The organism is Paenibacillus sp. MAEPY2 (genome assembly GCF_000499205.1).
Taxonomy (GTDB): domain Bacteria; phylum Bacillota; class Bacilli; order Paenibacillales; family Paenibacillaceae; genus Paenibacillus; species Paenibacillus vandeheii.
The window spans coordinates 129,014-150,447 of record NZ_AWUK01000021.1 but is presented as its reverse complement, the minus strand read 5'-3'; the positions used below and the strand labels follow the sequence as shown (position 1 = coordinate 150,447).

The 21,434-nt window shown below is 48.0% G+C and carries 22 protein-coding genes; 17 read left to right on the top strand and 5 right to left on the bottom strand.

What is annotated here, in order from left to right; translation table 11 throughout:
- Positions 1–33 precede the first annotated feature (33 nt).
- The 5 genes from P364_RS0117880 to P364_RS0117860 all read left to right on the top strand — a co-directional run bounded on the left by P364_RS0117880 (position 34) and on the right by P364_RS0117860 (position 5,438).
- Positions 34–918 carry a carbohydrate ABC transporter permease gene (locus P364_RS0117880; protein ID WP_024631456.1) on the top strand — a complete coding sequence of 295 codons (885 nt, stop codon included), beginning with the start codon at positions 34–36 and terminating at the stop codon, positions 916–918.
- The gene (locus P364_RS0117875) at positions 918–1,745 is read left to right on the top strand and encodes a carbohydrate ABC transporter permease (protein WP_024631455.1); all 828 of its coding nucleotides are present in this window, start codon (positions 918–920) and stop codon (positions 1,743–1,745) included. Before P364_RS0117880 ends, P364_RS0117875 begins: the two co-directional genes overlap by 1 nt.
- 45 nt (positions 1,746–1,790) lie before the next feature.
- The gene (locus P364_RS0117870; protein ID WP_081718014.1) at positions 1,791–3,338 is read left to right on the top strand and encodes a glycoside hydrolase family 32 protein; all 1,548 of its coding nucleotides are present in this window, start codon (positions 1,791–1,793) and stop codon (positions 3,336–3,338) included.
- Between the two features lie 164 nt (positions 3,339–3,502).
- Positions 3,503–5,005, top strand: coding sequence for an alpha/beta hydrolase family protein (locus P364_RS0117865; RefSeq protein WP_024631453.1), 1,503 nt, complete (start codon positions 3,503–3,505; stop codon positions 5,003–5,005).
- 25 nt (positions 5,006–5,030) lie between these two features.
- Positions 5,031–5,438, top strand: coding sequence for a MerR family transcriptional regulator (locus tag P364_RS0117860; protein WP_024631452.1), 408 nt, complete (start codon positions 5,031–5,033; stop codon positions 5,436–5,438).
- A 120-nt stretch (positions 5,439–5,558) separates the two neighbouring features.
- Here P364_RS0117860 and P364_RS0117855 read toward each other — a convergent pair whose 3' ends face one another.
- The 4 genes from P364_RS0117855 to P364_RS0117840 form a co-directional block, all read right to left on the bottom strand.
- Positions 5,559–6,236 (bottom strand): succinylglutamate desuccinylase/aspartoacylase domain-containing protein, encoded by a 678-nt coding sequence (locus tag P364_RS0117855; protein ID WP_024631451.1) that lies wholly within the window; start codon positions 6,234–6,236, stop codon positions 5,559–5,561.
- A gap of 95 nt (positions 6,237–6,331) precedes the next feature.
- Positions 6,332–7,300 carry an ABC transporter ATP-binding protein gene (locus P364_RS0117850; RefSeq protein WP_024631450.1) on the bottom strand — a complete coding sequence of 323 codons (969 nt, stop codon included), beginning with the start codon at positions 7,298–7,300 and terminating at the stop codon, positions 6,332–6,334.
- 22 nt (positions 7,301–7,322) lie between these two features.
- A complete protein-coding gene (locus tag P364_RS0117845; protein ID WP_024631449.1) occupies positions 7,323–8,123 on the bottom strand; it encodes an ABC transporter permease in 801 nt (266 codons plus the stop codon).
- Entirely contained in the window at positions 8,120–8,896 is a 777-nt protein-coding gene (locus P364_RS0117840; RefSeq protein WP_024631448.1) for an ABC transporter permease, read from the bottom strand. Before P364_RS0117840 ends, P364_RS0117845 begins: the two co-directional genes overlap by 4 nt.
- 305 nt (positions 8,897–9,201) lie before the next feature.
- Here P364_RS0117840 and P364_RS0117835 point away from each other — a divergent pair, with 305 nt between their 5' ends.
- From P364_RS0117835 to P364_RS0117790, 10 genes are all read left to right on the top strand, one after another.
- Positions 9,202–10,044, top strand: coding sequence for a DegV family protein (locus tag P364_RS0117835; RefSeq protein WP_024631447.1), 843 nt, complete (start codon positions 9,202–9,204; stop codon positions 10,042–10,044).
- Between the two features lie 187 nt (positions 10,045–10,231).
- Positions 10,232–10,900, top strand: coding sequence for a response regulator transcription factor (locus tag P364_RS0117830; RefSeq protein ID WP_052016671.1), 669 nt, complete (start codon positions 10,232–10,234; stop codon positions 10,898–10,900).
- A gap of 23 nt (positions 10,901–10,923) precedes the next feature.
- Positions 10,924–11,829, top strand: coding sequence for a sensor histidine kinase (locus P364_RS0117825; RefSeq protein ID WP_029881067.1), 906 nt, complete (start codon positions 10,924–10,926; stop codon positions 11,827–11,829).
- A 128-nt stretch (positions 11,830–11,957) separates the two neighbouring features.
- On the top strand, positions 11,958–12,881 hold the full coding sequence (locus tag P364_RS0117820; protein ID WP_024631444.1) for an ABC transporter ATP-binding protein: 924 nt from the start codon (positions 11,958–11,960) through the stop codon (positions 12,879–12,881).
- Complete coding sequence (locus P364_RS0117815) at positions 12,874–13,572, top strand: ABC transporter permease (RefSeq protein WP_024631443.1); 699 nt, start codon at positions 12,874–12,876, stop codon at positions 13,570–13,572. Before P364_RS0117820 ends, P364_RS0117815 begins: the two co-directional genes overlap by 8 nt.
- Before the next feature lie 105 nt (positions 13,573–13,677).
- Positions 13,678–14,490, top strand: a complete 813-nt coding sequence (gene thiD / locus P364_RS0117810; RefSeq protein WP_024631442.1) for a bifunctional hydroxymethylpyrimidine kinase/phosphomethylpyrimidine kinase — start codon at positions 13,678–13,680, stop codon at positions 14,488–14,490.
- Positions 14,491–14,731: 241 nt separating this feature from the next.
- Positions 14,732–15,412, top strand: a complete 681-nt coding sequence (locus tag P364_RS0117805) for a response regulator transcription factor (protein WP_024631441.1) — start codon at positions 14,732–14,734, stop codon at positions 15,410–15,412.
- Positions 15,409–17,166 (top strand): sensor histidine kinase, encoded by a 1,758-nt coding sequence (locus P364_RS0117800; protein ID WP_024631440.1) that lies wholly within the window; start codon positions 15,409–15,411, stop codon positions 17,164–17,166. The genes P364_RS0117805 and P364_RS0117800 overlap by 4 nt, the downstream gene beginning before the upstream one ends.
- A gap of 20 nt (positions 17,167–17,186) precedes the next feature.
- A complete protein-coding gene (pssA, locus tag P364_RS0117795) occupies positions 17,187–17,732 on the top strand; it encodes a CDP-diacylglycerol--serine O-phosphatidyltransferase (RefSeq protein WP_024631439.1) in 546 nt (181 codons plus the stop codon).
- A 13-nt stretch (positions 17,733–17,745) separates the two neighbouring features.
- Complete coding sequence (locus P364_RS0117790) at positions 17,746–18,231, top strand: DedA family protein (RefSeq protein ID WP_024631438.1); 486 nt, start codon at positions 17,746–17,748, stop codon at positions 18,229–18,231.
- 147 nt (positions 18,232–18,378) lie between these two features.
- Here the strand turns inward: P364_RS0117790 and P364_RS0117785 are convergent, their stop codons facing one another.
- Positions 18,379–19,569: a cation:proton antiporter gene (locus P364_RS0117785; RefSeq protein ID WP_024631437.1), complete on the bottom strand. Its 1,191-nt coding sequence runs from the start codon at positions 19,567–19,569 to the stop codon at positions 18,379–18,381.
- A 377-nt stretch (positions 19,570–19,946) separates the two neighbouring features.
- On the opposite strand from P364_RS0117785, the gene P364_RS0117780 reads away from it, so the two are divergent.
- Both P364_RS0117780 and gpmA read left to right on the top strand, forming a co-directional pair.
- Positions 19,947–20,531, top strand: coding sequence for a DUF420 domain-containing protein (locus tag P364_RS0117780; protein WP_024631436.1), 585 nt, complete (start codon positions 19,947–19,949; stop codon positions 20,529–20,531).
- Positions 20,532–20,603: 72 nt separating this feature from the next.
- On the top strand, positions 20,604–21,347 hold the full coding sequence (gene gpmA, locus P364_RS0117775; protein WP_024631435.1) for a 2,3-diphosphoglycerate-dependent phosphoglycerate mutase: 744 nt from the start codon (positions 20,604–20,606) through the stop codon (positions 21,345–21,347).
- Positions 21,348–21,434: the final 87 nt, after the last annotated feature.

The following is a 21,434-nucleotide window of genomic DNA, read 5'->3' as shown; positions in this document are numbered from 1 at the left end:
TGTATACACCCTGGGATAGAGTGGAGGATAACGATGCTTACCGAAAAAGGATTATGGACCCGATTGCGCACCCGGCTAATTTTTACGGGTCCAACACTATTTGCGTTTGCAACGGTCATGATTATTCCGTTTCTGTACGGGATTTATCTGACGTTTACGGATTGGGATGGTATTGCTGTTGAGCAAAGTCTTGTGGGCTGGGACAATTATATCGGCGTGTTCAAGGATACCGTGTTCTGGAAGTCATTCGGGATGACTCTGGAATACGTATTTATTACCGTGGTGTTGACCAATGGCGTGGCATTTCTACTTGCTTACGCGGTAACACGTGGTATGAAGGCACAGGGCTTGTTCCGGGCTGGCTTTTTTCTACCCAATCTGGTCGGCGGAATTGTGCTTGGATTCATATGGCAGTTTATCTTCAATCAAGTACTGGTTTTTGCCGGTCAGAAAATGAACATTCCGCTGTTCGGAACATCATGGCTATCGGACCCCGATAAAGCGTTCTGGGCACTAGTTGTCGTTACCGTATGGCAGTACGCAGGATATATGATGGTGATCTATATTGCAGGGCTGATGAATGTGCCCAAGGATGTCATGGAAGCGGCCAGTATTGATGGAGCAAGCAATCGCAGAATGCTGGCACGGATCGTTTTGCCACTTATGGTACCGTCGTTTATCGTATGCATTTTCCTGTCCCTCCAACGGGGCTTTATGGTTTATGATCTCAATGTCTCCCTTACTAGCGGAGGACCCTTCAAAAGCACAGAAATGGTATCCATGCATGTGTATGAACAGGCCTTTCTGGCACGTGATTACGGGCTTGGTCAAGCAGAGGCGTTTGTACTGTTTATTCTAGTCGCTACTATTACATTACTCCAAGTCTATTTCAGCAAGAAATTGGAGGTGGAGGCATAATGGCAGGACAATCGCGCATGATGGGCTGGGCCAAGCTGTTTTTATTAATCGTAGCGATGATGTTGTTCATTTTTCCGTTTCTGCTGCTCATTACGAATTCATTTAAGGCAAATCAGGCCATAACTTCAGATCCACTGGGCCTGCCAGTGTCCGTTCAATGGGATAATTACGTTAGCGCCTTCGATAAAATGGGGTATATGTCTGCCTTCGGAAATTCATTGCTAATTACGGTGGCAGGTGTGTTACTGATTGCAATGCTCGCTGCGATGACAGCTCATTATTTTGTACGGCACAAAAGCAAGCTGAACCAATATCTTTTTTTTCTGATGGTGGCAGCAATGATTATTCCTTTTCAGGCAATCATGATTCCACTCGTGAAAATATATGGTTCACTGGGGATGCTGGACAACAAATGGTCACTTATCTATATGTATATCGGCTTTGGCAGTCCACTCGCCGTCTTTATTTATCATGGCTTCATCAAGAGCATCCCACTGGAACTGGAAGAAGCGGCCCTGATAGACGGCTGTGGCCGAGTACAGACCTTCTTTCGCATCGTATTGCCGGTGCTCCTGCCAACAAGCGTTACGATTACCGTGCTGAACGTCCTGTGGATCTGGAATGATTTCTTATTGCCCTCTCTGGTACTGACTTCATCCGAACAGCGGACACTACCGTTATCCACCTTTTATTTTTATGGTACCTATACGGTTGATTACGGTCCATTAATGGCTGGTTTGGTGCTCACCTTGTTGCCGGTGCTAGTCGTGTATCTGTTTGCACAGAAGTATATTATTCAAGGCGTGATGCAAGGGTCCATCAAATAATTGGTTTCAGATTGATTGAAGTAGAGAGACAGGAGTGATAGACATATGAATCAGGAATCATACTTGAAACGGGAAACAGAAACAAAACAAGACTCGAACAATGAACTACTGGATATATCGCATCCTGGACAGGAAACTTATACACTAGCCCGCTCCAATGCGTATATCAGGGAAAATCGGCAACAGGTTAATCCGGCTTACCGCCTGGCATACCATTTGATGCCTGAAGTGGGCTGGATGAATGATCCTAATGGTTTTGTATACTACAACGGGATGTACCACATGTTCTATCAGTACTATCCCTATGCTCCGGTATGGGGACCGATGCATTGGGGCCATGCGGTGAGCAAGGATCTGGTCAGCTGGTCTTATCTCCCGGTGGCGTTAGCTCCGGATCAGAGTTATGACAGTGGAGGGTGCTTCTCAGGGAGTGCACTTGTTCAGGGCGACAAGCTGCTGCTTATGTACACGGGACATGTCGTGACTGGACCAGACAAAGACAATGATTACAGGCAGACGCAGAATATCGCTGTATCGGACAATGGCGTTGATTTTGTCAAAAGTGCGCTGAACCCGGTCATTGGGCTGGATCAGATTCCGCAGCATACAAGTCCAAAGGACTTCCGTGATCCCAAGGTGTTTGAACGAAATGGGATCTACTATTGCGTGCTGGGTTCAAACGACGCGGCAGGTCGAGGCGTAATTCTGTTGTATCAATCCACTAATCTGGAAAAATGGAACTACGTTAACGTCATGGCGCAAAGCGACGGTACCCTTGGAGACAACTGGGAATGTCCCGATTTATTTTCTCTTGGAGGCCGAGATATTTTGATCATGTCTCCGCAGCGGATGCCCGCTCAGATGGATAATTATCGAAATTTACATTCCACGGTTTATATGATTGGCACACTGGATGATAAGCTGGGTGTGCTGGAATATGAGAAGTATTATCCACTCGATTACGGGTTTGATTTTTATGCACCGCAGACAACGGACGATGAGCAGGGCCGACGCATCATGGTGGCGTGGATGGAAACATGGGAAACGGATATCCCTACGCAGCATGACCATCATTGGGCAGGAGCGATGACGCTGCCACGCCAGATTGTTTTGAGAGGGGAGCGATTGTTCTTTCTGCCGATCTCGGAGCTGGAGCAATATCGCACGAACGAGATCAAGCAACAAAATATCCATTTGGACGGGATACGTGATTTGGATATGCCGGGTGACCGCTATGAACTGTATGTTGTTTTTGAAACGGGAATGGCAGAGAACTTTGGATTGAAGTTACGTGTGGGTGAGGGGGAAGAGACCGTTATCACCTATCAGGTGGAAGAGCGTAAGCTCCGTCTTAATCGGGATCGTTCGGGAGCTGGTCTGAGTGGTGAACGTGCTGCAGACGTGGAGCTGAACGACGGCAGGCTGGAGCTGCGAATTTTTGTGGATGTCTCATCGGTTGAAGTATTTATTCAAGGCGGGGAGAAGGTCATGACAGCGCGTATTTATCCGGGACCGGACTCAACGGGAATATCAGCATTTTCCTCCGGTAACTGCACGTTGACTGAAGTTCTCAAATGGGATCTGAAGGTATAGATGGAAAAGAACTGTTCCCACGCGGATTGCTGCGTCAGGAACAGTTCTTTTTGCTTAAACGAGAACATTCGAATACGTGGAGTCTGACTTGAAATTGGACCTTGACCTTGAAGTATACTTCAAGGTTTATCCTTGGTGTATTACATCAAGTTGGAGGTAGAATAATGAGGATTTTAGAATGGATCTTGGTATTCATCACGATATTAGCTACGGCAATTTTGCTGGTGGCTCCTAAGCGCCGTGCGTATTCCATGGGGATGTTTTCCGCTCTCGTGCTGGCGGTGCTGCTGCATGGCATTATCAATCATTTACGAGTGCAGATGCTGCCTACCTATATCGTGTCGCTTGTACTTATAATTCTGTGGAGCGTTCAATTCGTAAGATGGGGACGCCGTAGACACTATTCTCACAACGCACCTCAGAGCACGTTGAAATCCAGACGTTGCCCATGGATCACAACGACCCTGTCCTCTGTTCTGGTGCTGGCTCTTAGTGCAGGTTCTATGGTGTTGACGTCGCTTTTCCCTGCGTTCACGATGCCTGAACCAACAGGTTCATTCGCCATAGGCACCTTTTCGCAGCAGCTAACGGATGAATCCCGCGAAGAGACCAAGACGGCTGAAGCGGGTGATAAGCGTGAGCTTATGATCAATGTTTGGTATCCTGTAGACCAGGAAACGGCCAAAGGATTGCCGCTAGAACATTATCCGGCCGAGTTGGGAGAGGCGATCAGTCTCGTATTTGGAATTCCGCCGATGGTGTTCAGTTACCTGGATACGATTCCCACACATGTTGTTAAGGGTGCTGAGGTATCTGCCGCCCAGAGTAAATATCCAGTATTACTGTTCTCCCCTGGGGTACGCTCAGTACGCTTTCAAAGTATGACCGCGATTGAGGAACTGGTAAGCCATGGCTACATTGTTGTTGGGATCGACCATCCGTATACATCTGCCCAAGTGACATTCCCGGATGGACATGTTGCTTCTTATGAGCCGGATCCTGACTATCCAACGTCAGAGGAACTATATCAACATAATATAGAAGGTGTTGGTATTCGTGCAGCTGACGCAAGCTTTGTACTGGATACGCTCACCCAGTGGAATAAACATGATCCGAATCAACTGCTCGAAGGCAAACTTGATCTGGATCATGTCGGTATCTTTGGTCACTCCTACGGTGGTGCGACAACAGCGGAAGCGCTGGCGCAGGATAGCCGTTTCAAAGCAGGACTCAGTTTGGAAGGCGGATTCTGGGGGACCGTATCCACGACAGCCTTGAAACAGCCGTTTATGTATATTATGTCGGGAGAAACAGCCAAAAGCCTGGACCCGAGCGTAACCGAGAGAGACAAGGTGTTCTATCCCGAGTTTGAACCGGATTTGGATCGAGTGATGACAAGCAGTCTCAATGACACGTATTATCTGACCGTGGATGGCTTCTTCCATCAGAGTTTCACGGATATTTCCTTAATTTCACCCAAGATGTTTGCCAAGGGCATGACGCCGGAGCATAATGTGGACATTACCAGATCGTATACATTGGCATTCTTTGACCGTTACTTGAAGGGTGAAGAGGAGCAACCATTGCTGGAAGGGCCGTCAAACCATTTTCCGGAGGCCACCTATGATATGAAGTATACCAAGCTGCGCAGCAAGCAGGCGGAATAATGCATAGAAGGATGGAGGAGTAGGCATGAAAACTATGACAAGAGGAGAGTTGGCCAAACGTACGGGTGTAAGCATGGCAACACTTCGATATTACGAGGACAGCGGCATTCTGCCTGCTCCCCGTCGTTCATCCAACGGATACCGTGTGTATACCGAAGATTATCTGGTTAAGATCAAATTCATTAAGGATGCTCAATCTCTGGGTTATTCCCTAAAGGAAATACAGGATACGTTACAGTTGCTTAGTCAGGAGGATATGGAGAATGAAGCACTAAAAGCACTCGTTCGTGACCGAATTGAAGAGATTCAACTGCATATCGATAACCTGCAGCAGATGCAGACGCTTCTTGCTGGGTTGCTTCAGACGCCAGAGCATGATATTCACAATTATATTGAATCTTTCCGAATCAATAGGGAGGAGGGGAATACGTAAGGTGACTTCATAATGTAACCCAGTAAACAATTAACACCTTCGAAGAATTATCTCTGACGCGTCCGGCGTGAGAGATATCCTTGAAGGTGTCTTTGTTGTTCCAACCATCCCGAAATTGATTCAAAACAAACCTGCTTCACGCAGAAAATGGTGCACAATTGCCGTCTGGTACTTGATCCGTTCCGAACGGTTCAGACTCCAGCAGGTTTCTACCGTAACCGAGCGCGCTTGAAGCAGGCGAGCTGCGGCTGTGCGTGCTGAACCGGGCAATTCGTGTTGCTTCAGGTTGAAGTGTCTGTCACGAATGGGAATCGACCGATTCATTCGCGCTATTATTCGTTTGCATACCGGAACAGCCCGGCTGCCTGGATTGGTAATCAAGGTTTGTCCCAGTACCCGTGAACTGCGTTGGGATAACCCGTTTGCTTCATGCAGGTCCAGCCACCAGGCAGGTCCATATTGACGGGCAAGCCGAAAGACAGCGGAAGCAAGCGGATGTTTGGCTTTGCCAGAGAGATGCCGCGGGAATGTGCGGTTTAAATCAGGTTTTCCTCGGCTATTATTCCGATAGGCTTTCTGATTCACTCGTGGAACAATAATGAGGATTCCGCGAACCATGTGTCGTCGTCCTGTCATGCAGTCATTAGCCAGCTTCTGCGCAGCGGCCATGCTTGCGGTTTCGTTCCCGTGAACTCCTGATGTGATCATGATGGCGGGTCCGGGCTTCGTGCCTCGAACGATGTAATAGGGAGTGGCGTGTGCACTGGATGCAGCAAGTGTGTGTTTGGTAACAAGCATGACACTTCACCTCCAATATTACAGTACGTCATGTCCTTCCTGCATGTAACGGCATTTGAACAGGCCCTCATCCAGATCCGAATAAAATAGGTCAGTCAGTACACCCGATGAATAATATCCTCAAAATCGGGTTCTTTCATCTCGACATCTTCAATCTGGCCCCATTGTTCGAGCTGTTTCAGAATGTCCATCGTGCTCCACTCTTTACGATTAACTTCGACGGTGACGACTTGGCCTTCTGCCCCTGTAATCTGAATGGCGGACGATATGATATCCGGCATATGAAACGAACCCCGATACGTCACCCGGATAAGCGTTGGCAGACCGATGGTGTCACGCAGGGAGGGAATTGAGCCGTCATACGTAAGTTGACCGTGATTGATTACCATCACCCGACTGCATAGCTGCTCAATATCGTCCATGTCATGGGTGGTCAGCAAAATCGTTTTGCCAAACTCTTCATTTAATGTACGAAGAAATTGACGAATGTTCCGCTTCGCATTCACATCTAGTCCAATCGTCGGCTCATCGAGAAAGAGCAGTTCCGGATCATGCAGCATGGAAGCTGCGAGATCTGCACGCATCCGCTGCCCAAGCGAAAGCTTGCGGACAGGCGTGGCCCAGAATGATTCAAGATCCAGCAGCTCAGCGAACTGGGCCAATCGTCTCTTTTTGTCCTCGGCACGGACTCCGTACATCTCGGCCAAAATATCATACGAATCCTTCACAGGCAGATCCCACCAGAGCTGGCTGCGCTGTCCAAATACCACACCTAGACGTCCAACCGTGCGGCGTCTTTCCTGATGTGGATTCATGCCACCGAGCAACACCTCACCCGAGGTTGGATGGAGGATACCCGTCAGCATTTTGATCGTGGTGGATTTGCCAGCCCCATTCGGGCCGATATAACCAACAAACTCTCCTTTGCCAATATCAAAGCTAATGTCTCGCACCGCTTCCTTGGACAGATATTCGCGTGAAAACAAGGTGCGAAGCCCGGAGAACCGGCCTTCGCGTACCACAGGAGTTTTGAATTCCTTTTGCAGATGGCGCGCTGTAATCATGGTCATGACGATATTTTCCCCCTTAGCTACCCGTACTTTGATATTTGGTTAAACCGAATTTCCAGAAACGCAGACTTGCGGCCAGGCTCAGGATGGCAACTACGACAATCGCAACAAGAACCCATGCCCCTAATTCCCCGCGAAGCAGATAGAGTGACGGAACATAGTTAACAAACCCCACCGGGATCACGGTAAGCAGTATGCCGGACATCCATTTGGGATATAACGTCAGCGGATATTGGGCAGCCGTACGGGCCGCATCCTCGGTGATGGTCTGCAGCTCCTCAATGCGTGTGGTCCAGAATCCAAGCGTTGCCGTGGCCAGCCCAATCGAAAAAAGAATAATGGACCCGGTCAGGATGACGAGCAGAGAGAAGGGGATGACAGTCCAGCCGATCTGTCCGCTATGCATCATGCCCGCCAGCGACCAGCAAAGAATAAACCCGCCTTGTAACACCTCACCGGCCATAATTCGAAAGTTTTGGGGCAGTAACGCCAGCAATACGGGCATGGGTCGGGTTAACAGTTGATCGAGTTCGCCGCCGACCAAATATTTTTCCAGATGATGCACTTCGTTGCCAAACGTTCGATATAACGTCTTGGATAGGGTCATGATCGCGAAGAGGTAACCAATTTCATGAAGGGACCAACCTTTGATGGCTCCGAATTTGTGCAGCACCAGGGCAACCATTAGAAACTCGGAGATTTGAATCAATGCGGCCAGAACGGAGGCCATGATGAAATTGAACTTGTATTGCATCCGACTACGGATGCTAGTTTGAATGAGCATTTTATATAAAGTGAACCAGGAAGTGGTTTTCATCCGCCCTGCACCTCCACTTTACGGCGCAGTACCTGGGTTATCGCCAGACAGACGAACGTCATGAGGACGCACCAAATCAAGGTTCCCCATAGCAAGGAGCCGTTTTCGTAACCCAGATAGATTCGGGTTGGGACATAGAGCAGGAAAGGATAGGGTGATAACCAGGCGATTCGTTCCAGCCAGTCTGGCAGCCATTCCAGCGGGATGAAGAAACCTGCGAGCAGATTCATCATGGCGTGATTGCCCCAATGCAGCCAGGAGGACTCCGTAGTCCACATCGCGGTCGCGCCAATAATGTAATTCATACAGATGGATAAATAGGATGCGCCGGCAAGACCAATTGCGGCAAATAGCAGGGTTGAAGCTTCTGAGGGCCATTGCAGAGAAAATACGATGGAGAAGAGCAGGTAAATCGGAATGCTTTTGTACACGAACTGGTAGGCAATTTGCCCCCATTCACGTGCCATCAGGTGGGTGAACAGATGAACCGGCCTCATGAGATCAAGCGCGATCTGCCCTGTCCTGACCGTGAGTGGAATACCAAGTCCATTGGTGAGAAAACCTGAGATCCAGAGAGAGGATTGCGTAAACGCAATGTAACTGATCATCCCCTGTGTCCCGTATTCTCCGAGAGAGTGGTCGGCCCCGATGCCGATCCAGAGGCAGGCGTACATGTAACCGAACATGGCGCTTGCCAGGTTATGTACCATGTGAGCCCCGCGGTATTGCAGGTTCCGAGAGTAGGCTTTGGAAGCCAGAGTGAAATAAAGCATGTGACACCTCCGATAAGTTGGTTGAACGGCGATTCCGTTCACTTCAGTCAAGGCGAAAAAGAGAGAAGGACAACAGCATACCAATTTATTCCTTCACAGGCAAGACATTTTTTTGGCATATACCGGAAGAAATGAGGCTGTTCAACAATGCGCCACAAGACAGTGGTTTGTCCGTTCCTTTATAATTGAGGGGCAAGAACGCAAACGTTTACAATATAAACTATTCAAATTATAAATAATCCGCCGGGTATGAGCCTGACGATTGAGGATACAGCTTCAACAATCCGGCAAGAGAGAAGGTTGGAATGAGGAAAATTGCATGGGTCACCGACAGTACGAGCACACTCGATCCGCTATTTGCTGAGCAGAATCATGTTTACATCGTACCTCTGCGCATTGTATTTGGAGAGGAATGTTACCGGGAGACGGAGGATATTTCATCGGAACTATTCTATGAGAAACTTGGGGAGGCATCACGGGCAAGCAGTTCACAGCCGCCGATTGGTGAATTTATTGAACTGTATGAGTCGTTGAAAGGCCAGTACGATGAGATTATTACCATTCATTGCTCCACTGCACTTAGCGGTACGCTGCACACTTCGATGCAGGCTGCCGAGATTGCAGGTGTGACGATTACCGCCATTGACTCCAGAGCAGGTGCGTATCCGTTGCGAGAGATGATCCTGCAAGGACTGGAATGGCAGAAGCAAGGCTGTACGGCATCCGAGATCAAAATTCATATCGAACAGATGATTGATAACATGTCCTTTTACCTCATCCCGGCCAGTCTTCAGCATCTTCACCGCAGTGGTCGTGTGTCGGGGACCCAGCTTATCCTTAGCCAATTGTTGAAGATTCATCTGCTCTTGCGATTCGAAGAGGGCAAAGTGGTTGTGAATGAGAAAATTCGTACGTTCAAACGGGCCAAACAGCGCATGCTGGATGTGCTCAAGGTGGATATGGGGAAAGTGAAGCATGTATGCATCATGCATGCGAACAATCAGGAAGAAGCTGTTACAATCAAACAGCAGATTGCAGATTTGCTTCCCCGCTTAAAGACGGAAATTATGCCTTTTATCCCTGTGGTAGGCATTCATGCAGGTGCGGGGACGATCGGACTGTGCTGGATACGCAGCGAGACGGTATAGGATTTGTTTATTAGACCTGGCAGGTGGTTCACTTTGAAACATAAAGTGGCGATCCGGCCGGGTTTTTCGTATTTCATTGCCAATTCATGCAAACTGTGAGGTAATAAAGGAAAACGTTCATGTTGGAGGGAAGCTCGTGTCAAGTTATCGCTTGCTGCTTGTTGAAGATGATCGCTCAATTAGTGAGATGGTCGGTCCTTATTTGGAAAAAGAGGGCTATGACGTCTCTTATGCATATGACGGATTAGAGGCAGAACGCCAATTCAGCCAATCCCAGCCAGGCTATGATCTGGTCATCCTGGATCTGATGCTGCCGCATAAAAGCGGTATGGAAGTGCTTCAGGCCATCCGTGCCGTCAGTCTGGTGCCTGTTCTCATCCTGTCTGCGAAGGACGGGGAGGTGGACAAAGCCCTTGGACTTGGGTTCGGTGCTGATGATTACTTGAGCAAACCGTTCTCGTTAATTGAGCTGACCGCCCGGATCAAGGCGGCTATTCGGCGTGCCAATTATAATGCACAGTCTGAGATTACAGCCCCTCCTAAGTCCCAGCGCATTGAGATTGGCGGCATTACGGTCGATATGGAGACGTATGAGGTGGAGCGGGATGGGACACCCGTAAGGCTTACCTCCAAGGAATTTGGCATTCTCAAGATGTTTGTGACCCATCCCGGCAAAGTATTTACCAAGGCCCAGATCTACGCTTCCGTTTGGAACGATCACTACTATGGTGACGAAAATATCATTAACGTTCATATGCGCCGTCTGCGCGAGAAACTGGAAGCTGATCCTTCAGAGCCGCGATACATCAAGACGCTGTGGGGGATTGGTTATAAGCTGGAGGTGGACCCGGGGTGACGCTGCTCTTTGCTGTTTCTACCATGATCTTGGCTATTATCGTTATCCTATTGAGCGTAAGGATGCATAAACGCAGTAAAGATCTGTTCTACATCCATGAAAAATTAACGGCGATTGTGAATCAAGGGAGCTTTGAGCGCCTGCTCGTGTTTAATAGCGATGCTCAAATCAGCCAGCTTCTCAAGGATGTGAACGAGCTGCTGGATTATGCACACCGGGCCAAAGCGGGTTATGCCAATCAGGAGAAGGAAATGCGCAATATGCTCTCCAACATCTCACATGACCTGAAGACGCCGCTAACGGTCGTGCTCGGTTATAGTGAAACACTCCTGCACAGCCCTTCCCTAACAGATCAGGAACGCGTGGTCATGACTGGCAAAATTCAGGATAAGGCGCAGGAGGTACTGCGTCTGATTCATTCATTTTTTGACTTGGCGAAGCTGGAGTCTGGAGACACCGAGCTTGCACTGACAAAGGTTAATCTAAGCGAATTGTGCCGAGTGAAGATGCTTTCTTTTTATGAGATGTTAACGAATCTGGGTCTGCAAGTGGAGCTGGAGATTCCCGAAGCGGATATCTTTGTGAGAGCCAACGAAGAAGCACTGGACCGTGTACTGGATAATCTGATTACCAATGCCATGAAGTATGGAGCGGATGGCAAGATGCTTGGTCTTTCAATCGATTATTCGACAGGGGAGCAGGTAAAGCTTAGCGTCTGGGACCGGGGCAGGGGCATTCCAGAACAGGAGCATAGCCGTGTATTCGAACGCATGTATACGCTGGAGGATTCCCGTAATCGTCTCTATCAGGGTAGCGGACTGGGGCTGACCATTACGAAGCGGCTGGTTGAGCGAATGGGTGGGATCATTGATTTGCGCAGTGTTCCTTATGAACGAACGACGTTTTCGGTTGTTTTAAAACCCTTTTAGGTGCATTCAATAAGGACTTCGTTAAGCTTAAGATTTTTGTAAGATTTGAGTAATAAAAAAGAAGACTTTTCTCTTTACAATACAGATATAAGAACCCGTCAGGGACGAACGTAAAGGAGAATAAGAACATGACATATATTGCGCGGACAATAGGTGTGACCAAAACCTATGCAGGGACAGAGGTTGTATCCAACGTCAATATGAATATCAAGCAAGGGGAGATTTACGGGTTTCTTGGTCCGAACGGAGCGGGAAAAACGACCATGATGAAAATGTTGACCAACCTGGTCAAACCGACTGTAGGGGAGATTGAATTATTCGGTGAGAAGCTGACCCCAACGTCCTATGAACTGCTGAAGCGTATGGGCAGCATCATTGAATATCCTTTTTTCTATGATCAGTTGTCCGCGAAGGAGAATTTGGAGCTCCATTGTGAATACATGGGATTCTACAACAAAAAGGTCATTGACAACATGATGGAAAATGTAGGGCTGAAGGACACGGGCAAGAAGCCGGTACGAGACTTCTCTTTGGGGATGAAACAGCGTCTGGGCATAGCCCGTGCGCTTATCACAACACCGGAACTGCTCATTTTGGATGAACCGATTAATGGGCTCGACCCCCTAGGTATAAAGGAGATGCGCGATTTATTCAAACGTCTCAGCTCCCAGTATCGGATTACTCTGTTAATCTCCAGTCATATCCTTGGGGAGATCGAACAGATTGCGGACACCGTTGGGGTCATTCGGAATGGACGTCTGGTCGAGGAAGTATCAATGGACAGCATCCGCGGCAGCCATAGCGAATACATTGAACTGCAAACGCTGGACCCGCGTAAAGCGGCCTATGTCCTGGAGCACCAATTGGAGTTGAATAATTATAAAATGGTCAATGATCAAACCATACGCATCTATGATCCAGGTATCGCTCCATCGCAATTGACAGGTAAGCTGATCCAGCATGGCGTTGAGATTGAATCCATTTTCAAAAGGGCACATTCATTGGAAGAACACTTCATGAACTTAATGAAGGGGGATGAGGACGTTGCTTAAACTAATCCAGCTGGAACTGCGCAAACATCGGTTTGCCCGGAATTTCAGAACCGCAGGTATTGCCGTTCTCGTCCTGATCCTGTTTCTATTCCTGATTGGGTACACCGATTTGGGTGCTGAAGATTATGCCTTTGCCGATTACTCCGTTTCCTTCATGTTAATCGATACGTTCGCCAGAGCTGTTTTTATTATCTTTGGCGGTGCGCTCATAGCGAAGCTGATTATCAGTGAGTATCGAAATAAAACGATGAATGTCATGTTTACCTACCCGATTAAAAGGCATAAAATCATTGCTGCCAAATTGATTATAGTGTTTGTGTTTACTTTCATGATGATTTTATTAACCGATGTGCTGATGGGGGCATTATTAGTTGCGGTAAACCATTTCTATGACTTCATTCCCGATACGTTGACGATACGTGATGCATGGGTACTGCTGTTGAAGTATGTCGTCAGTTCCCTCTCCGCTGCAGGCATGGCCCTGATTCCCTTATTCTTCGGGATGCGTAAACATTCGGTCACGACTACATTGGTGTCATCCATTTTGCTTGTTATGGTGGTATGTTCGGGCTTTAACGGGCCTTCGTTTTCAATTAACACGATTATCGTGATTCCCCTGACATTGGGGGCCATAGGAATATGGGTTGCTTCACTGTCCATGTTCAGTCTGGAGACAAAAGATATGAACTGAATTCCTCTGGAAACCATACTCCGTATGGCTTCAGATGCCATTGACATCCGCTCGTACAAGGGATAGGATAATGTCAACTGAAGGACGAAGGAGAATGCAACTACCATGACGATTCCAAAAACATTAACAATAGCTGGTTCAGATACGAGCGGAGGCGCAGGGATTCAGGCAGATTTGAAAACTTTTCAGGAGCTTGGTGTGTATGGCATGACGGTGCTGACTACTGTTGTGGCGATGGAGCCTGACACGTGGGATCACCAGGTCTTTCCTGTGGAATTAAATGTAGTAGAGGCACAGCTGCGTACCGTTCTGGATGGTATCGGTTTTGATGCCATGAAGACGGGCATGCTGGGTTCTGTAGACATCATTGAATTGGTTGCGAAGCATATCCGCCGGAGTGGATTGCCACAGATTGTTATCGATCCGGTAATGGTCTGCAAAGGTACGGACGAGGTGCTGCAACCTGAGAATACAGAAGCGATGATTGAATTCCTGTTGCCGGGTGCTGATCTGGTTACCCCAAATTTATTTGAAGCATCGCAGCTGGCGAAAAGCGGACTGATCCGCTCCAAGGAGCAGATGGAAGCTGCAGCAGCTGTCATTCACGCTCATGGGGCGAAGCATGTCCTGATCAAGGACAGAGGCGTTATTAACCCAGGCAAAGCGATGGATCTTCTCTATGACGGAACGAACTACGAATGGTTTGAAGCCGATGTTGTTGGCTCCGGATACACACACGGTGCAGGCTGCACTACATCTGCGGCTATTACCGCAGGTTTGGCGCGCGGTCTGACCGTGAAAGAGGCTGTTCGTGAAGGTAAAGCCTTCGTGACCAAAGCGATTGCTGGCGGATTCCCGCTGAACCGCTTTGTTGGCCCAACATTGCATGTGGCACACCGACTGGAGCATCAAAGCTAAGCGGTGCGCACGTGTAGTGTGTAATCGCGGAGAAAAAGCGTGGTTTCAACTTGAGTAGCTGTCAATGAGCAGGATGTTGCTCGTTGACGGCTTCTTTTTTTGCGGCTGCATATAAAATTTAGTAACTTCTGGTATATATTAATCGTATATAAGATGGAGTCCGTTCCAGAACATGGATGGACACACGGACGACACATGGAATCGTTATGTTATCAACAGAATGCTAAAAGGAGAGTCGGCCATGGTCAGAACAGTGCTTCTGGTGGAAGACGAAAGCCGCATTCGTGAGATTGTGGCCGATTATTTCATAAAAGAACAATGGAACGTGATTGAAGCAGAACATGGGGTTGAGGCGCTGGAATTGCTGGCAATGCATGAAGTGGACCTGGTCATTCTGGATGTGCTGATGCCCGAAATGGATGGATGGACCCTATGTGGGCATATTCGTTCTCAGTCTACCGTACCTATTATAATGCTGACTGCGAGATCGGAAGATGATGACAAGATTCATGGCTTTCAGCTTGGTGTGGATGATTATGTAACGAAGCCTTTCAGTCCTCGTGTGCTGGTGGCACGTGCAGAGACATTAATGAAAAGGGTAGAGGGTGCAGTTAGCAGGGAGCAGGGCGTAATCCGGTTTGGACATGTAACGCTCGATCCCTGGGCTCGTCGGCTTGAGAAGGATGGAGCTGAGGTGGAGCTTGCACCCAAAGAGTATGATCTGCTGCTGTATTTAACTCGTAATCAGGGAATTGTATTGTCCCGTGATGCCATCCTCAACCGGGTATGGGGATACGACTTTGATGGGGACTCCCGTGTTGTGGATACCCATATTAAGAAACTGCGCAGCAAACTTGGCGATGAAGCCAAGTGTATCCGTACCGTCATTGGTACCGGCTATCGATTCGAGGTTGAGGCATGAGACGTAACGGTGTAACGATGAAGCTGTTTCTGGTCATGGCCGGGTTCCTTCTCCTTCTATATGGAACCACGGTGATTGCCCAACTGGTCTGGTTCCCGGACTTTTACCAACATCAGAAGATTAGCAGTATCAAGAAAAATCTGACCAAATTCGAGCAGCAATATTCAGCCAGACGTTGGAATGATGTACAGCTGGCCAAGGAAACCGGGAATTTCATGCGACAGAATCAATCGCATCTGGTCATCCTGACGAATACGGGCAAGCTGGTCAATGATCCGTTCCACATTACATTGCTCCGTGAGGACGGCACTCAGGTGAAGGTATCCTTGTCACTGTTTATCAACAGTGAGAATGCAGGCTGGATTGCTTCCCATCTCAAATATGGACAGCAATTAACGGTAACAGGTCCAGCCAGTGGGTTGACGGAACCGATGGTTTATCCATTTAAGATCAAAGATGCCAGCTCTTCTGTGTGGGGAACAGAAAGTTTTCAGGAATTAGCCGAACCGGTACAGGAATGGTCTGGGGTATTAACGGATGTAGTTCTTCCTAATCTGGCAACCTGGAGTCAAAGGCAGGGCTTGCTTGTGCAGGCACTGGACAGCCGCTTCCCGCTGGCTAAGGAAGATCAGCAGAGTCTGGCCAATGGTAAGATGATCAATGAAGAATGGACCGATAGCTGGAGCGGTGTACGAAATGTGCTTACCATTGCACCTGTACACAGCTCAGGACCCCAGCAGCAACTTATTTTTTCGCTGACATCACTGCAAGAAATGAGAGAGGCGAGTAAAGCGACGCAGCTATTCTATGCGTATTTCGGTATTGCTGCATTTGTACTCATTGTATTCCTTTCCCTGCTCTTGTCCCGAATTGTCACCAAACCCTTGCTCGCTCTGAACCATGTTGCCAAAAAAATGTCGACCCTTGATTTCACCGTGAAATCGCCAATTCGCCGCAATGATGAAATTGGCAGCCTTTCCGAAAGCCTGAACGCATTATCAACGACACTGGGTCAGACCCTGGAAGAGCTAAGGCAGGCTAACAGCCAGATGCGTACGGATATGGAAATGAAGCAGCAGATCGAACAACGGCAGCGTAAATTTTTTGCCGATGCGTCTCATGAGCTCAAAACCCCGATTAGCATCATCAAAGGGTACTCCGAAGGGTTAAAGGATGGTGTAAGTGAGGGCAAGCGAGAGCGATATATTGAGATCATTGCCGATGAAGCTGTGAAAATGGAAACGATGGTAGAAGAGATGCTGGATCTGGTACGGCTTGAATCCCAAGCGGTTAGGCTGAATACCGATGCAGTGGCTCTTGGAGATATGATTGAGGATATTGCGGGACGTCTTGGGCCGCAATTGAAGGATAAAGGGCTGGAAGTTGTGCTTGTATCCACCACAGAACAGTCTGTGGAAGGGGATCGTAGCAAGCTGGAGCAAGTGATCTACAATATGATGATGAACGCCATACGCCATGCCGTTCCCCATACCGATATTGTGATTGAGATCAGCAGGCCGGAAGGGCAGGTTCGAATCTCGATTGAGAATAAAGGGGAACGGATTTCGGAAGTCGAACGCCAGTATATCTGGGAAAGGTTCTACCGGGTGGAGCGTTCACGTAATCGTAAAATGGGGGGAACCGGGCTGGGCCTGGCCATTGCGAAGCAAATTCTCGATCTGCACGGATGCAGCTATGGCGTAGAAAATACGCCGGATGGAGTCCGTTTTTATATTATTTTTCCTAATGCTTAGAACGAAAGGGAGTCAAGTCTATGAAATCTTTACCGTCCATTCTTACGTTGGGCAACCTAACTTCAGGCATGCTGGCTGTCATAATGGCTATCCATGGCGAGTTTGCACTGGCCGTGACGCTGATTTGGGTAGCGATGTTCTTTGATCTGTTTGACGGGTTCGCTGCCCGGAAATTGCATTGTGAAGGGGAGTTCGGCAAAGCGCTGGATTCACTGGCTGATGTCATTTCGTTCGGAACAGCCCCCGTGCTGATCCTGTATTTGAACTCTATGTACGAAGTAAGTACGCTGGGTATGGCGCTGACAGCACTGTTCCCGGTATGTGGTGCATTGCGTCTCGCCCGTTACAATTGCCAGAAGACAGCAAGCCATGGTTTTGTTGGCATGCCGATTACGTTTGCAGGCGGTCTGATGTCCTTTTTTGCGCTCTGGAGTCCTTATTTCACTCATGGTGTAGCCTATCTTGTCATTATCGTATTATCCGGTCTTATGGTTAGCCAAATCCGATTCCCGTCTCTAAAACAAGTGCTAGCCCCCCATGAGAAGGATATTGTGGAGCCGAAATAAGGAGCGAGTCAGTATGGAATTTGCAAGAGAATTTATTGGTCAATATGGTTATTTCGCAATCTACGGACTGCTGGCTCTTGGCGTAATTGGCATGCCTATTCCGGATGAGGTGATGATGACCTTTGTCGGTTATCTCGCCTCCATCTCGGTGCTGAATTATTCGGTGTCCATCGTTGTCAGTTTTGGCGGAGCGTTCACCGGAGGACTTCTCAGTTACACCATTGGCAAAAAGGCTGGTCGGCCACTGGTTGAGAAGTATGGCAAATGGGTCGGGGTCAACGCCAAACGGCTCGGCAGGGTAGAGTCCTGGTTTTTGAAATACGGGTACTGGTCCATCATACTGGGATACTTCATTCCAGGCATTCGTCATCTGATGTGCTGCTTCTCCGGGATTAGCCGTATGGCTATGGGGCGTTACGTTCTGGTCTCCGGCATTGGGGCGTTTATATGGTGTGTTGTCTTTATATCCATCGGTTTTTATGTAGGGGTGCTAACTTAAAATGGGACAGACTGTTATAAACAGGCGAGGATTAAGACCTTTTGCATGTAAGGGGTCTTTTTTTGTTTGTACATGAATCAACTCTATTGAAAATAAAAAAAGCCCACCGTGAAATTTCCACGGCGAGCTGGTACATAACATTTCGTTTTACCCACTTAAATGCGAGTCTTCAATGCCTTGTTCAACTCGGGCTTCGCCTTTTTTACGAGCAAAGGTGATTTTGAGCAGAGGTGGTGTAACCAGTGTTGTAATGATAACCATAATAACCACACTAGTGAAATATTCAGGATCCAGTAATCCGGAAGCGAGTCCGGTGGAAGCGATAATAAGAGCAACTTCCCCCCTGGAAATCATACCTGATCCAATAGCCAAGGATGAGGCCCGATCAAATCCAGTCAGCCGTGCACCCGCTCCTCCGCCGAGAAGCTTGGTAACAATGGCGATGAGACTGATGACAACAATGAACCAGATCTGTGAACCGACACCCTCAAAGGTAACATTCAAGCCAATACTTACAAAGAATACGGGGACAAAAATGCTGTAAGCGATCGGCTCAAGTTTAGTTTCGACTTCATGTTTGAAGTTGGTTTGGGAGATGGCGATACCCGCCGCAAATGCACCGATAATTCCGGCAACACCCATCCACTCCGCAAAGTACGAAAATCCGAAACAGATGATCAGGCCCGCGGTAATGACGGTTTCCGTAACCTTCAGCGGTGCCATCCATTTCATAATGCGTGGAACAAGGAACCAGCTGGCTGCGATAATAATAACAAAGAACAGCAGCTTTTTACCAATGAGAAGAGGGATGGATGTGTCTCCAGCACCTGTTCCGAGCAAACTCATCATGACAGCGAGAATGACCACGACCAGGACATCATCTACAACAGCTGCCCCCAGAATCGTAGTGCCTTCACGTGAGCCCAACTGATCCATGTCCTTCAATGTCTGGACAGAGATACTTACGGATGTTGCACAGAACAAAAGTCCAAAGAACAATGCATGTGTCTGCGACATGCCAAAGGCTATTGCGGAACCGTAACCCCCCATAAAAGGTAAAATTATACCCCCAACGGCTACGGCAAAGGCTGCCTTCCAGTTTTTCTTTAATTGCTCCAAATCGGTCTCAAGTCCGGCAATGAACATGAGCAGCAATACACCAATTTCGGCCATATAATGGATGAAATCATTCGGTTGAACCCAACCGAGCAAAGCAGGTCCGAGAATGACACCAACGATCAATTTACCCAATACGGAGGGTTGACCAAGTCTTACCGACAAATCTCCGGCTAACTTGGTGAAAATCAGAATTAGCGCAAGAACCAAAATAAATTCCATAGGTGTGCTCCTCTCCAGCAGTAGCGTTTATAGGATTACCTGTCCAAGGGGGGATCATTCCAAGCCTGACGAACAAAAAAAAGGCATAAAACAGCGCTTGTAAGAGTGCCGCTTTATGCCTTAAAAAAAGACAAGGAGGGCCCTTGGTGACAGGCTCCTCCAGTTCAACGCGTATGTGTTTAATTGCATTAATTATACCACAAATACAGGATGGGGTAAACCAGTGAAGGCGAGCTTTTAATGAAAATAGCCATAAGAGGGCACTTTAAAGGAACCTGACAAGGCTTTTTGTTCAGAGTGTTGTCACTTAACAGTCGAGATTTGGCAAGATATAATGAGATAGAACATAGAAGTTAGGATATGAGGAGGATTTTTCATTGGGCAAACAGGACAAAGGGGACCCGAACATTCAATCCAATCAGATTGCCCCGACCAGTAATAAAAATTTCGCAGGTCTCATTATTACCATTTCCATTCTCGCCAACGTCATTATTTTATTGTTGTTCTTTGCACCATCTATCGGATACAAAGGCGATGTGGCCTTTGACATTACAATTTTGCCGCGGTTTAACGCCGTGTTCAACAGCTTCACCTTTATCTTTCTGCTCGCGGCATTAATTGCCATCATCAAACGGAATGTAAAACTGCACAAAAGGTTCATCCTTGCTGCATTCTCAACGACGCTTTTATTTTTAGTTACGTATTTGTCGTTTCATTATCTGTCTCCTGAGACGTCCAAATACGGCGGGGAAGGTATCATTCGTTCCATCTATTTCTTCATTCTGATTTCGCACAGCATACTGGCAGCCATCATTGTGCCGCTTGCTCTGTTCACTCTGGTATGGGGCTGGACGAATCAATTGAAGAAACACCGTAAAATTGCTCGCTGGACGATGCCAATCTGGCTCTATGTTAGTTCAACGGGCGTAGTTGTATATCTGATGATGGCGCCTTACTATTAATCATTTCACATATCATGGGCATATCCGTCTCGCCTTGCGGGTAATGGTTTCATGGAAGGAGGATTCACGCTTATGTACAGAGTTGTATTGATTCGCCATGGACAGAGTATGTGGAACGTGGAGAACCGTTTTACCGGTTGGACGGATGTGGATCTGACGACCGATGGATACGGAGAAGCGCGCAAAGCGGGAAAGATCCTGAAGGAACAGGGTTTTGATTTTGACTACGCCTATGCTTCGGTACTTAAACGCTCCATTCGTACACTGGATATTGCACTCGATGAGATGGATCGGATGTGGATTCCGATCACGAAGACGTGGAAGCTGAACGAGCGCCACTACGGTGCCTTGCAAGGACTGAACAAACAGCAGACTGCTCTGAAGTATGGCGAGGAGCAGGTGATGGAGTGGAGACGCTCCGTCAGCGTATCTCCCCCGGCGCTGGACGAAACAGATGATCGTTATGTACAGGACCAGGACAAGTATCAACGGTTGGGCTGTACCATCCCGCGTACCGAAAATTTGATGGTTACATCGAAGCGGGTGCTGGAGTACTGGAATGCAGAGATCAAGCCGGTTGTGTCAGCAGGCAAAAGGGTGCTAATCTCCGCGCACGGCAATACGCTCCGTTCACTCGTCATGCATCTGGACCAAATGTCCGAGGCAGACGTAATGGCGCTTAATATTCCGACAGGCATTCCGTTGGTCTACGAACTGGATGAAGATTTGCATCCGATCGGTCACTTTTACCTGACTGCGGATGGCTCTACGTACAAACATGAGGAAATGACTCATGTCGCGCCACCGTCCGATTGATTGAATGCTAATACACACGTTAGAAAATGGCTCCTGAATTCTCAGGTGCCATTTTTTGACGTTATAATAGGCCATTCTTTAATTTTG